At 70.1% G+C, this 13,862-nt stretch carries 12 protein-coding genes; 5 read left to right on the top strand and 7 right to left on the bottom strand.

The features are described 5' to 3' along the window. Position 1 precedes the first annotated feature (1 nt). Both ABZ880_RS10550 and ABZ880_RS10545 read right to left on the bottom strand, forming a co-directional pair. Positions 2 to 1,684, bottom strand: a complete 1,683-nt coding sequence (locus ABZ880_RS10550; protein ID WP_361259861.1) for an ABC transporter ATP-binding protein — start codon at positions 1,682 to 1,684, stop codon at positions 2 to 4. Further along, positions 1,665 to 2,717: a BMP family ABC transporter substrate-binding protein gene (locus ABZ880_RS10545; RefSeq protein WP_361259859.1), complete on the bottom strand. Its 1,053-nt coding sequence runs from the start codon at positions 2,715 to 2,717 to the stop codon at positions 1,665 to 1,667. The genes ABZ880_RS10550 and ABZ880_RS10545 overlap by 20 nt, the downstream gene beginning before the upstream one ends. A 324-nt stretch (positions 2,718 to 3,041) precedes the next feature. Here ABZ880_RS10545 and mtnA point away from each other — a divergent pair, with 324 nt between their 5' ends. After that, positions 3,042 to 4,073, top strand: coding sequence for an S-methyl-5-thioribose-1-phosphate isomerase (gene mtnA / locus ABZ880_RS10540; RefSeq protein ID WP_361259857.1), 1,032 nt, complete (start codon positions 3,042 to 3,044; stop codon positions 4,071 to 4,073). A gap of 50 nt (positions 4,074 to 4,123) precedes the next feature. On the opposite strand, the gene mtnB is transcribed toward mtnA, so the two are convergent. Genes mtnB through ABZ880_RS10525 form a run of 3 tightly spaced genes read right to left on the bottom strand, consistent with a single transcriptional unit; the run spans position 4,124 to position 6,050 of the window. Continuing rightward, positions 4,124 to 4,732, bottom strand: coding sequence for a methylthioribulose 1-phosphate dehydratase (gene mtnB, locus ABZ880_RS10535; protein ID WP_361259855.1), 609 nt, complete (start codon positions 4,730 to 4,732; stop codon positions 4,124 to 4,126). Then, positions 4,729 to 5,454 (bottom strand): acireductone synthase, encoded by a 726-nt coding sequence (gene mtnC / locus ABZ880_RS10530; RefSeq protein WP_361259853.1) that lies wholly within the window; start codon positions 5,452 to 5,454, stop codon positions 4,729 to 4,731. The genes mtnB and mtnC overlap by 4 nt, the downstream gene beginning before the upstream one ends. Then, positions 5,451 to 6,050 carry a cupin gene (locus ABZ880_RS10525; RefSeq protein WP_361259851.1) on the bottom strand — a complete coding sequence of 200 codons (600 nt, stop codon included), beginning with the start codon at positions 6,048 to 6,050 and terminating at the stop codon, positions 5,451 to 5,453. The genes mtnC and ABZ880_RS10525 overlap by 4 nt, the downstream gene beginning before the upstream one ends. A 527-nt stretch (positions 6,051 to 6,577) precedes the next feature. Here ABZ880_RS10525 and ABZ880_RS10520 point away from each other — a divergent pair. From ABZ880_RS10520 to mtnK, 4 genes are read left to right on the top strand one after another with little or no spacing between them, the layout of a single operon-like run. Next, a complete protein-coding gene (locus ABZ880_RS10520; protein WP_361259849.1) occupies positions 6,578 to 7,675 on the top strand; it encodes a substrate-binding domain-containing protein in 1,098 nt (365 codons plus the stop codon). Continuing rightward, positions 7,662 to 9,197: a sugar ABC transporter ATP-binding protein gene (locus ABZ880_RS10515; RefSeq protein WP_361259847.1), complete on the top strand. Its 1,536-nt coding sequence runs from the start codon at positions 7,662 to 7,664 to the stop codon at positions 9,195 to 9,197. Before ABZ880_RS10520 ends, ABZ880_RS10515 begins: the two co-directional genes overlap by 14 nt. 38 nt (positions 9,198 to 9,235) lie before the next feature. Then, positions 9,236 to 10,282: an ABC transporter permease gene (locus ABZ880_RS10510; RefSeq protein WP_361259846.1), complete on the top strand. Its 1,047-nt coding sequence runs from the start codon at positions 9,236 to 9,238 to the stop codon at positions 10,280 to 10,282. Between the two features lie 21 nt (positions 10,283 to 10,303). Next, positions 10,304 to 11,476, top strand: coding sequence for an S-methyl-5-thioribose kinase (gene mtnK, locus ABZ880_RS10505; protein ID WP_361259844.1), 1,173 nt, complete (start codon positions 10,304 to 10,306; stop codon positions 11,474 to 11,476). Here mtnK and ABZ880_RS10500 read toward each other — a convergent pair. Both ABZ880_RS10500 and ABZ880_RS10495 read right to left on the bottom strand, forming a co-directional pair. After that, positions 11,465 to 12,034 carry an SMI1/KNR4 family protein gene (locus tag ABZ880_RS10500; RefSeq protein WP_361259842.1) on the bottom strand — a complete coding sequence of 190 codons (570 nt, stop codon included), beginning with the start codon at positions 12,032 to 12,034 and terminating at the stop codon, positions 11,465 to 11,467. The genes mtnK and ABZ880_RS10500 overlap by 12 nt on opposite strands. A gap of 197 nt (positions 12,035 to 12,231) precedes the next feature. Next, positions 12,232 to 13,848 carry a glycerol-3-phosphate dehydrogenase/oxidase gene (locus ABZ880_RS10495; RefSeq protein ID WP_361259840.1) on the bottom strand — a complete coding sequence of 539 codons (1,617 nt, stop codon included), beginning with the start codon at positions 13,846 to 13,848 and terminating at the stop codon, positions 12,232 to 12,234. Positions 13,849 to 13,862: the final 14 nt, after the last annotated feature.

The raw sequence follows: 13,862 nt of genomic DNA, 5'->3' as shown, positions 1-13,862 counted from the left end.
GTCAGTCGACGGCCTCCACGGCGTCAGTGGAAGGTGAGATACCACTGGTCTGTGGCGGGGTGTCGTGGGACATGGCACCGGTCACTGGCGGGGCGTCGTGTGACATGGCACCGGTCACTGGCGGAGTGCCATGTGACATACCACCGGTCTGTGCGGGCGCGCCCGCCATGGCCAGCCCCAGCGTCCGCTCGTCCGCCTCGTCCTTCGCGTACGACGCCGTCACCCGGCCCTCGTACATCACCAGCACCCGGTCCGCGAGCCCGCGGATCTCGCTCAGCTCGGCCGAGACGAGCAGGACCGCGTGACCGGCGTCGCGGTAGGCGATCAGCTGGTCGTGGATGTTCTGGATGGCGCCGATGTCGACGCCGCGGGTGGGCTGCTCGACGAGCAACAGCGGTGCGTCGTGGGCGAGTTCGCGGCCGATCAGCAGCTTCTGCAGATTGCCGCCGGAGAGCGCGGAGGCGGGCACGTCGGGTGTGGACGCCTTGATGCCGAAGCGCTCGACGAGCTTGCGTGCGTGGGCGCGGACGGCCACGGGCGCGAGCAGACCTCGGGAGGACAGGCTCGTACGGTGGTGACCCATCGCGAGGTTGTCCGCGACGGACGCCGCAGGGGCCGTACCGACCGCGTGCCGGTCCTCGGGGACGTACGCCAGCCCCTGCGCCCGGCGTTCGGTGGCCGAGGCGTGGGTGATGTCCTGGGCGTTGAGCGACACCCGCCCGGCCGTGACCGGCCGCAGCCCGGCCAGCGCCTCGACCAGCTCGCTCTGCCCGTTGCCGGCGACGCCCGCGATGCCGACGATCTCCCCTGCGCGCACGGCGAGTTCGACGTCGTACACGGCGTCCGTGCTCAGGCCGGAGACGTCGAGGACGACGTCGCCCGGCGTGCCCGGCGCGTGGATGCGGTCCAGCTCGACCGCGCGCCCGGTCATCGCGGCCGCGATCTCGTCGGCGGACGTCTGCGCGGTGACCAGCCGGGCCACGACCCGGCCGTCCCGCAGCACCGTCACGTTGTCGCTGCCCTCAAGCACCTCGCGCAGCTTGTGCGTGACGAGGATGACCGAACGTCCCTGCGCGGCAAGGGACTTGAGCACCGCGAACAGGGCGTCCGCCTCGGCGGGCGTGAGCACCGCGGTCGGCTCGTCGAGGATGAGCGTACGGGCGCCGCGGTGCAGCAGCTTCAGGATCTCCACCCGCTGCCGCAGCCCCACCGGCAGCTCGCCGACCCGGGCGTCCGGATCGACCGCCAGCCCGTGCACCTCGGCGAGTTCGCGCACCCGGCGGCGGGCCGCGGCCCGGTCCACCAGACCGAAGCGGCGCGGCTCGGCGGCGTACACGACGTTCTCGGCGACCGTCAGCGAGTCGAACAGCTTGAAGCTTTGGTGGACCATGCCGAGCCCGGCGGCCATGGCCTCGCTCGGGCTGGCGAAGCCGGACCTGACGGCCCGCCCGTCGATGCTGATCGAGCCCGCGTCGGCGCGCTCCATGCCGTAGAGGACCGACATGAGCGTGGACTTCCCGGCGCCGTTCTCGCCCATCAGGGCGTGGATCTCGCCGCGGCGGACGGTCAGGTCGACGGAGTCGTTGGCGATCGTGCCGGGGAACCGCTTGGTGATTCCCCGGAGTTCGACCGCGACGTCCGTGAGACCGGCGCCTTCCGCGACCTCAGCCAGCGGCGGGGTCATCGACCTTCAGCTTCCCGGCGACGATCTGGTCGCGCAGCGCCTCGACCTTCTTCAGCACGTCCTTGTGGTCGGCGATCACGCACTTCGAGGAGTCCACGCCGGACTCCAGCCCGGTCAGGCTGATGCCGCCCTCCTTGAGGCCGTACGAGACGGTCGCGCCCGCCTTGCCGCCCAGGACCGCGTCGATGCCCTTCTCCACGGCGACGTCCGTTCGCTTGATCACATTGTCGACGACCGTGCCGGGCGACGAGGGGCACTGGTTGACGTCGACGCCGTACGCGAACGCGCCCTTGGCCTTCGCGGCCTCGAAGACGCCGTAGTTGCCGGCCGCGGCCGCCGCCATGATCTGGTCGTAGCCCTTGGACAGCAGGGAGTTCGCCTGCTCCTTGGCGCGCGCCGAGTCGTCGAACGGGGACTGGCCGCCGACGAAGCGGGTGGAGGTCTGCGTCGTGGCGGCGACCTTCCTGGCGCCGGCCGCGAACGGGTCGCTGTAGCGGCGGAACTGGGGCGTGTCGAGCACGTCGACCGCGCCGACCTTGGCGGACTTGCTGAGCAGGCCCGCCTCGGCGCCCGCGAGGTAGACGCCCTCGTGCTCCCGGAAGACCGCGCAACTGACGTTCTTGAACGTCTTCGTCGTGCACGCGTCGATCATCAGGAACTGCTGCTCGGGGTGCGCCTTGGCCTGCTGTGCCACCAGGTCGGCGAACTCGAAGCCGACCAGCACGATGGCGTCGGGCTTCGCCTCCACGGCGGCCTGCACGTTCTGCTGCTGCGAGGCGGTGTCCGTCGACTCGTACACCTTCTGCGACCCGTCGTGCTGCTTCGCCGCGGCCTTGACGCCGGTGACGGCTAGCTTCAGGAACTCGTTCTGCCCGACGGCGTCCGGCGTGACCAGGGTGAAGGACTTGCCGCTGCCGCCGCTCGCACTGGTGGAGGCGTCGTTCTTGGCGGCGGCGTTGCAGGCGGTGGCCACGGTGACCAGGAGCGCGGTGGTGACGGCGACTTGCAGGGTACGACGGGATCTGCGGTGCATCGGGGGACCTTCCGGGGATGCGGCAAGGAGCGCTCGACGGCGAGCGTGCGAGGGTGAGGGCGGGCGACGGGGCCAGGGCTGAGAGGGGGGCGGCTCAGCGGCTCAAGGTGCGACTCAAAGTCGACAGCCGTCGCCGGCGCACCGGCCGAAGTCCAGGAAGCGGCGCTTGGTGAGCAGCACTCGTCCTCCCTCGTCTCGACTGGTGGGCTGCGGGTGGGTGGACTGTACACCGAGGATTCGGACATCCGCCCGACCGTCTCGAACTGTGGTTCTTCAAGGTCATGTACCGTGGCGAGACCCACAGGAGCAGCAGGAGTACCCGTTATGTCCCAGGAATTGCGCGCCGTCGACTGGACCGGATCCGGTCTTGCGCTGATCGACCAGACCCTGCTTCCACAGCGCACCGAGACGATGGTTGTCCAGGATGTGGACACTCTGGTCGACGCGATCCAGCGCCTCGTGGTGCGCGGCGCTCCCGCGATCGGGGCGGCCGGGGCGTACGGCGTCGCGCTCGCGATCCTCCAGGGGCAGCGGGAGGGCTGGACGGACGGCGAGATACGCGCGGCCGTCGCCCGTGTCCGGCAGGCCCGGCCCACCGCCGTCAACCTCATGGTGTGCGTGGACCGCGTCATGACCCGCTTCGACGAGGGCCTCGACGCGGCGCTCGACGAGGCCGCCGCCGTCCAGCGCGAGGACGTCGAGGCGAACCGCGCGATGGGCGCGTTCGGCGCCGACTGGCTGCTCGAAAAGGTGGGCGTGGAGCGTCCGTTGCGCATCCTCACGCACTGCAACACGGGTGCGCTCGCCACGGCCGGCTGGGGCACGGCGCTCGGTGTCATCCGCGAACTGCACACCCGCGGCCGCCTCGAGGTCGTCTACGCCGACGAGACGCGCCCCCTGCTGCAGGGATCCCGCCTGACCGCCTGGGAGTTGGTCCAGGAGGGCATCCCGCACTACGTCCAGGCGGACGGCGCCGCCGCCGGCACCGTCCTGCGCGGCGAGGTCGACGCGGCGATCGTCGGAGCGGACCGCATCGCGGCCAACGGCGACACGGCGAACAAGGTCGGCACGGTGGGCGTGGCGCTGGCCTGCGCCGACGCGGGCATCCCGTTCCTGGTGGCGGCTCCCACGACCACGGTGGATCTGTCGACGAAGACCGGCGACGACATCCACATCGAACTCCGCGGCGAGGCCGAGGTGTTGGAGTGGGGCGGGGTACGAGTGGCTCCCGCCGAGTCCCGCGGCCACAACCCGGCGTTCGACGTGACGCCGGGGCGGTTGGTGACGGGGTTGGTCACCGAGCGCGGAGTGCTGGAAGTGGCCTCCGGTCAACTGCCCGCCGATTACCTGAAGTAGAAAGAAGGGGCACCCGAACTCGGGGGCCCCTCCTCGATATCGGCTCGGTGTCAGCGCTCCGTGAGCTCCAACTCCAGCAGCCACTCCACCACTTCGGTGTGATGACGCGCCTGACGCGGATCGGCGCCCCACACGTACAACCCGTGCCCGGCCACCACCACGGCCGGCATCCGCGGATCCCGCGCCGCCTCCAGCCGGTCCCCAAGTACCTTCATGTCCTGGCTGTTGGCGATGACCGGCAGCGTCACCTCGACGTCGTGGGCCGGCTGCCCGAGCCCCTTCAGCATCTCCAGGTCCTTGAAGACGATCCCGCCGGGCTCGCGCTTGCCCATCGCCACCGAGGCCACGGTGTGCACGTGCACCACCGCACCCGCACCGGTCAGCGCGGCCACGCGCGCGTGCAGCTCGGCCTCGGCGGACGGCTTCCCGCCCTGTACGGCTGCTCCCTGACCGTCCACCAACACCACGTCCGCGGGCGTCAGTTCACCCTTGTCGTGGCCGCTGGCGGTGACCGCGAGGCGCAGCGGCTCACGTGAGAGCACCGCGGACAGGTTCCCGGAGGTGCCTCGCATCCAGCCGAAGGAGGCGAAGCGTGCGGACTCGGCGGCGAGTACCGCCCCCGCCTCCTCGAGGTCGAGTGCGCTGATGCCGTCGGTCATGTGGTGCTCCCGGTGGTGCTGATGGTGATCTCGTCGAACGTCCCCGCCTGCGCGTGGTCCCCGACGCCCCGCTCGTAGTACGGCTCCCCGGGCCGCCGGATCCCGACGGCGTGCCAGCCGGCCGTACGGGCCGCGTCCAGCTCGCCGGGCCGGTCGGAGAGGAAGAGGAGACGGTCCGGCGCGATGCCGGTCGCCCCGGCGATACGGCCGTACGACTCCGGCTCCTGCTTGGGTCCGGCGTTCTCGGTGTCGTACAACCCCGAGATCAGCGGCAGCAGATCGCCCTCGGAGCTGGAGGCGAACCAGGCCCGCTGCGCCGCCACCGACCCGGACGAGTAGACGTACAGCCGCACACCCGCCGCGTGCCACGCCCGCAGTTGCGGTACGACGTCGTCGTAGAAGTGCGAGACGAGGTCGCCGCGTGCGAAGCCCTTGGACCAGATGACGCCCTGGAGGGTTTTGAGCGGGGTCGCCTTGCGGTCCTGGTCGAGCCAGGCGTTCAGCGCCTTCTCGATGCGGACGTTGTCGGCGTCGGGCTCGCCGAGCTCTTCCCGCACCTGTGCGACCGCCCGCGCCACGTCAGGATCGTCGGCCCGCTCGGAGAGCAGCGCTCCGAAACGAGAGCGCGAGTACGGGTACAGCACGTCGACGACGAATCCCGTGGCGCTCGTGGTGCCCTCGATGTCGAGCACCACCGCGTCCACGTCGTAGTGCAATGTCACACTGCACCCTTGTCTGCCTCGTAACCCGCCGCGATCGTGTCGTAGTCCGGAAAGCGGGAAGCGATCGTCGAACCGGTGAAGTTGCCGATCCAGCCGTCCTCCTCGTGGAAGAACCGGATTGCGGTGAACGACGGCTTCGTGCCCATGTCGAACCAGTGAGTGGTGCCGCGCGGCACGCCCAGCAGGTCGCCCTTCTCGCAGAAGACCGCGTGCACTTCACCGTTGACGTGCAGGTAGAAGATGCCGGAGCCGGAGACGAAGAAGCGGACCTCGTCGTCGTCGTCGTGCGTGTGCTCCTGCAGGAACTTCTCGCGGGCCGCCTTCGCCTTCGCCGGGAACTCCGGGTCGTCGCTGGGATGCAGGCCAAGCACGTCGACGGTGGTGAAGCCCTCCTCGGCGTTCAGCTTGTCGATCTCGGGGCCGTACGCGGCGAAGACCGTGTCGCTGTCGGCGTCGAACGGGACGTCCTCGCGGATCGGCCACTGCTCGTAGCGCACACCCAGCGGCTTGAGCGCCTCGGCGATCTCCGCGGGGTCCGCGGTGCGGCGCACAAGGGTCTCGGGGCCGGACTCGGACCAGGTCGTCAGCAGGGTCATGGCTCAACTCCAGGAGTCTGGAAGGGAAGTCCGGATACCGAGACAAGCACCGGACGGGCGGGGAGGAAAGGGAGACTTCGGCGAACAGGGATTCAGCCGCGACACAGCGCGCCGGGACAGCGGCGCATGCAGGGCATGAGCAGCGCGGTCGCGCGAGTGGTCGTCATCAGGGCCTCACTGTGCCGGGTCGGGTGCCGGTCAGGCGATGGTAACTCGCGGGGTCGCGGCGACCAGGTGTGACGTAGTCGTTGTCTCAACAATTGAGAAAGCGCATTCATCCCTTTGACGCATGGCTGAAATCGTTCTCATGATCTGAACATGAAGACGCTGCTGCTCGTGCGGCGGCTGTACGTGGACCTGCTCCGGTCGACCACGGCCAGCTGTCGCTGACCCCATCCGGAGCCCTGCCGCGCCCTGTCCGCGCGTGCGTCCGCCACCCCTCTGCGTGCCGGCGTGTTCCTTGCCCTGCTCCGGTTCAAGCATCCCCTCTTCCCTTCTGCACCACCCCTTGCACCTGGAGCCCCCTCATGTCCCGTACCCGCGTCCCCCTCGCCGCGCTCTCGCTGGCCTCCGCCTCCGCGCTCCTCCTCGCGGGCTGCTCCCAGTCCACGGACGCCTCGAAGAACACAGGCGACACCGCGGCCTCGGCCTCCGCCGCCACCGGCAAGAAGCCCGCCCCCTTCAGCAAGGGCAAGGTCAAGGTGGCCCTGGTCCGGCAGAGCGGCGCCGGCGACTACTTCGAGCAGTGGGGCAACGGCGCCAAGGCGCAGGCCAAGGCCCTCAGCATCGACCTGACCACCTACGACGCGCAGGCCGACAACGCCAAGCAGGCCACCGACCTGTCCTCGGCGATCAACTCCGGCGCGCAGGCGATCATCATCGACCACGGCTTCCCGGCGACCATCCAGCCGGAGATCGACAAGGCCGTGCAGAAGGGCATCAAGGTCGTCGTCTACGACGTCGAGACCAAGACCAAGGGCGTCGTCTCCACCGAGCAGGACGACGCCAGCATGGCCCAGGCCGTGCTCGACGTGATGGCCAAGTCGGTCGGCAAGAACGCCAAGGTCGGCTACGTGAACGTGGCCGGCTACGCCGCCCTCGACAAGCGCAACACCGTCTGGAAGAAGACGCTGGACGCGCAGGGCTGGACGCAGGAGTTCAAGGTCGGCAAGGTCACCGACTCCACGGCCACTGACAACGTTCCCCTGGTCTCCGCCGCACTCACCCAGCACTCAGACGTGACCGGCATCTTCGCCCCCTACGACGAGCTGGCGAAGGGCACCGTCCTCGCCGTCCAGAACAAGAAGCTGCAGGGCAAGGTGAAGGTCTTCGGCGCGGACGTCTCCAACGCCGACATCCAGAACATGACCGCGGCGAACAGCCCCTGGGCCGCCACGGCGGGCACCGACCCGTCCGCGGTCGGCGCCGCCGTCGTCCGCACGGCCGCCCTGGAACTGGCCGGACAGCTGAACAAGGACACCGTCTCCTTCCCGGCCGTCGCCATCACCCAGGACTTCCTGCGCAAGAACAAGATCGAGAACATGGACCAGCTGCGCGAGGCACTGCCCGCGCTGAACCTCTCCAAGGTCAGCACCGCGGACTGGATCCCCAATGTCGCCCACTGACACCGCCGTTGAGGACGAGCCCGCGGTCAGCCTGCGGGACGTCAGCATGGCCTTCGGCGGCAAGACGGTACTCGCCTCCGTCTCCCTCGACATCGCACCGGGCAGCGTGGTCGCGCTGCTCGGTGCGAACGGCGCCGGCAAGTCCACGCTGATCAAGATCCTCTCGGGCGTGCACACGGACCACGGCGGGGAGGTGCGGGTCGCAGGGGAGCCGGCAGCTCTCCCATCGCCGCTCGCGGCCCGGCAGCTGGGCATCCAGACGGTGCATCAGCGCATCGGCGAGGGCATCGTGCCCGGCCTCACGGTCGCCGAGAACCTGGTCTTCGAGGAGCTGGCACAGAAGAGGGGCAACCCGTTCCTCAACAGCAGCCGTGTCCTCGCCCGCGCCCGCCAGATCCAGTCGGGTCTCGGACTGGACTGGAGCGACAGCCTGCTTCGCCGCGATGTGAGCGAACTCGGCATCTCCGACCGCCAGTTGCTCATCCTGGCGCGCGCCCTGGCCACCCGCCCCCGTCTGCTGATCCTCGACGAGCCGACCTCGGCGCTCTCCGCCGCGGAGGCGGAGCGCCTGTTCGCGCTCGTCGAGAGGATGCGGGACGACGGCATCGCGGTGCTGTACGTCTCCCACCGCCTCGGCGAGATCGACGCGCTCGCCGACCGGCTGGTCGTCCTGCGGGACGGCCGTCTCACCGAGGACCAGGCCAGGCCCTTCGACTGGGGCACCGCCCTGCGCGCCATGCTCGCCCAGACCCATGAGGCGACCACGGCCCGCCCGGTGCGGGACGGGGCCGAGGGAGATGTCGTGCTGTCCCTTCGAGGGGTACGGCTCTTCGAAGGCCGCACCCCGCTCGACCTCGACCTGCGCACCGGTGAAGTCACCGGAGTCGTGGGCCTGTTGGGCGCCGGCAAGACCGAGCTGGCCCGCGGCCTCTTCGGCGCCGAGCCCTTCACCACCGGCACGGTCGAACTGGACGGCAGGCCGTACCGGCCCCGCCGTCCCTCCGACGCCATCCGCGGCGGCATCCACCTGGTCCCCGAGGACCGGCACGCCGACGCGCTCGTGCCCGGCTGGTCGCTGGCCCAGAACATCTCGCTGCCGTTCCTGAAGTCCCTGTCCCGGCTCGGACTCGTGAACTCGGCGAAGGAGGACGCCCTGGGCCGCGAGACCATCGACGCCCTCGGTGTCGTCACCCGCGACGAGCACAGCACCGTCGAGGAGCTGTCCGGCGGCAACCAGCAGAAGGTCGTCGTCGGCCGCTGGCTCGCCGAGACACCCCGCGTCCTCATCCTGGACGAGCCGTTCCGAGGTGTGGACATCGGCGCCCGCCGCGACATCGGCCGCCGGGCCCGCGCCCTGGCCGCCGAGGGCTCGGCCGTCCTCGTCCTGTCCGCCGACGTCGACGAGATCCTCGAGATCGCCGACCGGGTCGTCGTGCTCGCCGCCGGTGAGATCCACCTCGACGCCCACGGCGAGGACGCGGAGCGCGACCGCGTCATCCAGACCATCTCCGCGTCCGTCTGAGTCCCTCCGACACCGGCCGCCGAAGGAAGCAGGCACCCATGACCACCACCCAGAGCACCGAGGTCCCCACCAAGGCGGCGATCCCGCCCGCGACCTCCACCGCCGTGCGCGTCCAGAACGCCGTGATCAAGTACGGCTTCATCTTCGTGACGGTCGCGCTCTTCCTGTACTTCGCGCTGAGCGAGGGCTCGTTCCGTGAGTCGGCGACCCTCCTCGACACCCTCCGCTACGTCTCCGTGGCCGCCATCCTCGGCCTCGGCGTCACCCTCACCATGGCCGTCGGCGGAATGGACATGTCCGTCGGCGCGGTCGCGGGCCTCGGCGTCTCGGTCGCCGCCCAGACGATGGTGGTCTTCAACCAGATCGGCACGGTTGCCATCATCGCGGTGCTGGCGGCAGGTGCCCTCGCAGGCCTGCTCAACGCGCTCCTCATCGTCGTACTGAAGATCCCCGACATGCTGGCCACCCTGGGCACCATGTTCGTGATCCAGGGCTCCAAACTCATCCTGGTCGACGGCCAGTCCATCACCCCGGGCATGACGATGTCCGACGGCTCCACCGCGCCCGGCAGGTTCACTGCGGGCTTCCTGAAGATCGACCGCGGGGCGGTCCTCGGCATCCCCATCTCCGTCCTGGTCTTCGGCGGTCTGACGATCGCCGCCTGGGTGTTCCTCGCCCGCACCCGCTGGGGCCGGATCCTGTACGCCATCGGCGCCAACCCCGAGGCCTCCCGCCTGGCCGGCATCCGCGTGGGCGCCTACCGGGCCCTCGCCTACGTCATCTCAGGCGTCCTCGCTTCGACCGGCGGCCTGATCCTGGCGTCCCGCATCGGCCAGGGCGACGTCTCGGCCGGAACCTCCCAGCTGCTGGAGGCGGTCGCGGTGGCACTGGTCGGCACGTCCGTCCTCGGCCGAGGCCGCCCGAACGTCTGGGGCACGGCCCTGGGCGCCGTCCTGATCGGCATCATCACCACCGGCCTGACCATCAAGGGCCTGCCGTACTACACACAGGACGTCGTCGAGGGCGCGGTGCTGATCCTCGCCCTCGTCTTCAGCTTCACGTTGTCCAAGCGCCGTACCGCATAAGGAAGTTCGAGGAGTTCTGCGATGGGCTACCGCATCCTGGAGACCGACGACATCCCCGGCTACCTGCACGAGCGGGGCCACTGGGAGGACGTCGGCGACATCCACGTCCGCGAGGTTTCGGACGGCAACATGAACCGCGTCTTCCTGGCGTCCAGTGCGGACGGCACCCGCAGCCTCGCCGTCAAGCAGGCGCTGCCCTGGGTCCGTGTCGCCGGCCCCTCCTGGCCGATGAACCCGGACCGCGCCGACGCCGAGGCCCGCGCGTACGAGCAGGTCGCCAAGGTCGCCCCCGACAAGATCCCGGCGATCCACGGCTACGACCCCGAGAACTACGCCCTCGTCATGGAGGACATGTCCGACCTGGAGGTCCTGCGCACGCTCCTCAACGAGGGCACCTCCTACGGTCCGGACACCTCCGCCCGGATCGGCGAGTTCGTCGCCCAGTTCTCCTTCGCGACCAGCGACTTCGGCATGGGGTCGGCGGACCGCAAGGCGCTGATCGCGGCCTCGGTCAGCCCCGAGCTGTGCAAGATCACCGAGGACGTGGTCCTGTCCGAGCCGTACCTCGAGCACGAACACAACCACTGGCACGAGGGGTTGGACGACCTGGCGGCGGAGTTCCGCGCGGACGCCAAGCTCCGCACGGAGGTCGCCGACCTGCGCCATGCCTTCATGACCAGCGCCCAGGCCCTCCTCCACGGCGACCTGCACACCGGCAGCATCATGGTCGGCACCCGCGAAGGCGCCCCCGTCGTCCGGGTCTTCGACCCAGAGTTCTCCTTCGTCGGCCCGATCGGTTACGACCTCGGCCTGTACTGGGCGAACGCGCTGGTGTCGGAGGAGCGGGCCCGGGCTCTGGGCACCCTGTCCGACCACGCGGACCAACTCCGCCTGTCCTGGGAGGCGTTCGAGAGGGAGTTCCGCCGCCTGTGGCCGACCCGGGTCGACACGTTCTTCGACGACGCCTACCTGGACCGCTTCCTGCGCCGCGTCTGGACGGAGTCCCTCGGCTACGCCGGCACGGAAATCATCCGCCGCATCATCGGCTTCGCCCACCTGACCGACCTGACGACCCTGCCCGACCCGGTACCGGCGTCGCGGCGGGCCCTGCTGCTGGGACGCGAACTGATCGTGCGGCGGGAGGAGTTGGGGGACTCGGCCGCCGTACGCGAGGTCGTGGCCTCACTCGGTTGACGCCGCGTCGAACCACTCCTTGCCGGCGCCCCAGTGCGCGACCCAGCCGGGGAAGCCGGGCGCGGAGGTGGTGAAGCCGAACTCCGCGCCGAACGGCATGGCGCCCACATCGGTGACGTGCCATATGTGCCCCCGGTGCGGGCCGGTGACGACGAGATGCCAGTTCATGGCGCACCCGTCCGTCCCGAGCACGACCGAACCGTGGTTGAGCACCTGGTCGATGACGGCGTCGGCGTCCTCGTACGTCCCGTCGTCCTCCTCCCAGAGCCAACCCCCGGTGAGCGGGAAGGGTTTGCTCAGGTCCCGGTCCTGCCCGTCGTTCCCCCAGTCGTCGGGCAACTCGGCCAACCCCATGAGTCCGTACTCCGGCGGCCCCTGGAACGACCCGTCGGACACCTCCGCGACGAACGTCCGATACGGCTCGGGCAGTACCACCCCGTGCTCCGCCTCGAAGGCACGCACCGCCTCCCAGCCAAGTGCCGATTCCCCGCCGTCGTCCACGCCGAACGCCGCACGCAGCGCGGCGAGGTCCTCGGGACCGGCCTGTTCAGTGTTCATGCGCTCATGAAAACACCCGCCACTGACAACGGTGGGCGCACGCGAAAAGGGGCGGCTCCGTCGGCGCGGAGTCGCCCCTTTTCGCGGATCCGGCGCCCTGGGGGAGAGGGGCCGTTCCCTGTCGTGCCGGCCCTGGTCAGGGAAGGGGCCGGCACGAGGTCTGCTGCATCCGGCAGGTCACTTCCAGTCCAGGCAGGTCACTTCTTGTCGAGCAGGTCCTGGACCTTGGCGCGGACCTCGTCCGTGGCCAGACCCCGGATCGTCAGCGTCGTACGGCGGCGCAGCACGTCGTCCGGCGTCTCGGCCCACTCGTTGTCCCGGGCGTAGACGACCTGCGCCCAGATCTCCGGCGCGTCGGGGTGGACCCGCTGGGCCAGTTCCGGGTTGTCGTTGGCCAGGCGGGCGATGTCGAACGCCAGCGAACCGTAGTGCGTCGCCAGGTGCTTGGCGGTGTCGGCCGCCATGCGCGGACCCGGCGCAGGGTGGTCGACGAGCAGCCGGTGCGCGACCGCGCGCGGATTGGCGACACCCGGCAGCGGCAGCTTCTTCGGCAGCGAGGAGATCGGCTCGAAGTCGTCACCCAGCGGAGCGCCCGGCAGCGCCTCCAGCTTCTGCATGACCGTACGGCCGATGTGCCGGAAGGTCGTCCACTTGCCGCCCGCGACGGACAGCATCCCGCCACGGCCTTCCGTGACGACGGTCTCGCGCTTGGCCTTCGCCGTGTCGCCGGGACCGCCCGGCAGCACCCGCAGACCCGCGAAGGAGTACGTGATCAGATCACGGCTCAGCTGCTGGTCCCGGACCGAGAACGCGGCCTCGTCCAGGATCTGGGATATGTCCTGCTCGGTGACCGCGACGTCCGCCGGGTCGCCCTCGAACTCCTCGTCGGTCGTCCCGAGAAGGAGCATGTCCTCCCACGGGAGGGCGAAGGTGATGCGGTACTTGTCGATGGGGGTCGCGAGCGCGGCCTTCCAGGGGGAGGTCCGCTTCAGGACCAGATGCGCGCCCTTCGACAGCCGGATCGACGGAGCGGCATTCGGATCCTCCATGCGGCGCAGGTGGTCGACCCAGGGGCCGGTCGCGTTGAGCACCAGCCGGGCGTTGACGCCGAACTCGTCACGGGACGTGCGGTCGCGCAGGTCGGCGCCGGTCACCCGGCCCTTGGTGAACCGCAGGCCGGTCACCTCGGCGTGGTTCAGGACGACCGCGCCCGCCTCGACGGCCGCGCGGACCGTCATCAGCGCCATGCGGGCGTCGTTCATCTGGTCGTCGCCGTAGACGGCGACGGCCTTGAGGTTCTCGGTGCGCAGCTCGGGCACGTCCTGCGCCGCCTTCGCGGGGGACAGGAGGTGACCGACGCCGTCACCGAACGCGGAGAGCGCGGAGTAGGCGAAGACGCCCGCCCCGAGCTTCGCAGCGCCGTGCGGCCCGCCCTTGTACACGGGGAGGTAGAACGTGAGCGGGTTCGCCAGGTGTGGTGCCACCTGGCGAGAGACCGCACGGCGCTCGAAGTGGTTCTCCGCCACCAGCTTCACCGCGCCGGTCTGCAGATAGCGCAGACCGCCGTGGAGAAGCTTGGAGGAGGCGGAAGAGGTGGCGCCGGCGAAGTCGCCGGCGTCGACCAGAGCCACCCTCAGGCCGGACTGCGCGGCGTGCCAGGCGGTGGAGATGCCCAGGATGCCGCCGCCGATCACGAGAAGGTCGTACGACGCCTTGGCGAGCTGCTCCCGGGTCTCGGCGCGGCTCGGGTTGGAGCCGGAGGCCGGGCGCGTACCGAGGGCAGGCACGGACTGCAGGGTGGACTGACTGGTCATTTCGGGTTCTTACT

This window comes from Streptomyces sp. NPDC047043 (assembly GCF_040644055.1).
GTDB lineage: Bacteria > Actinomycetota > Actinomycetes > Streptomycetales > Streptomycetaceae > Streptomyces.
The sequence above is the reverse complement of the archived record's forward strand: the minus strand, read 5'-3'. Positions and strand labels throughout refer to the sequence as shown.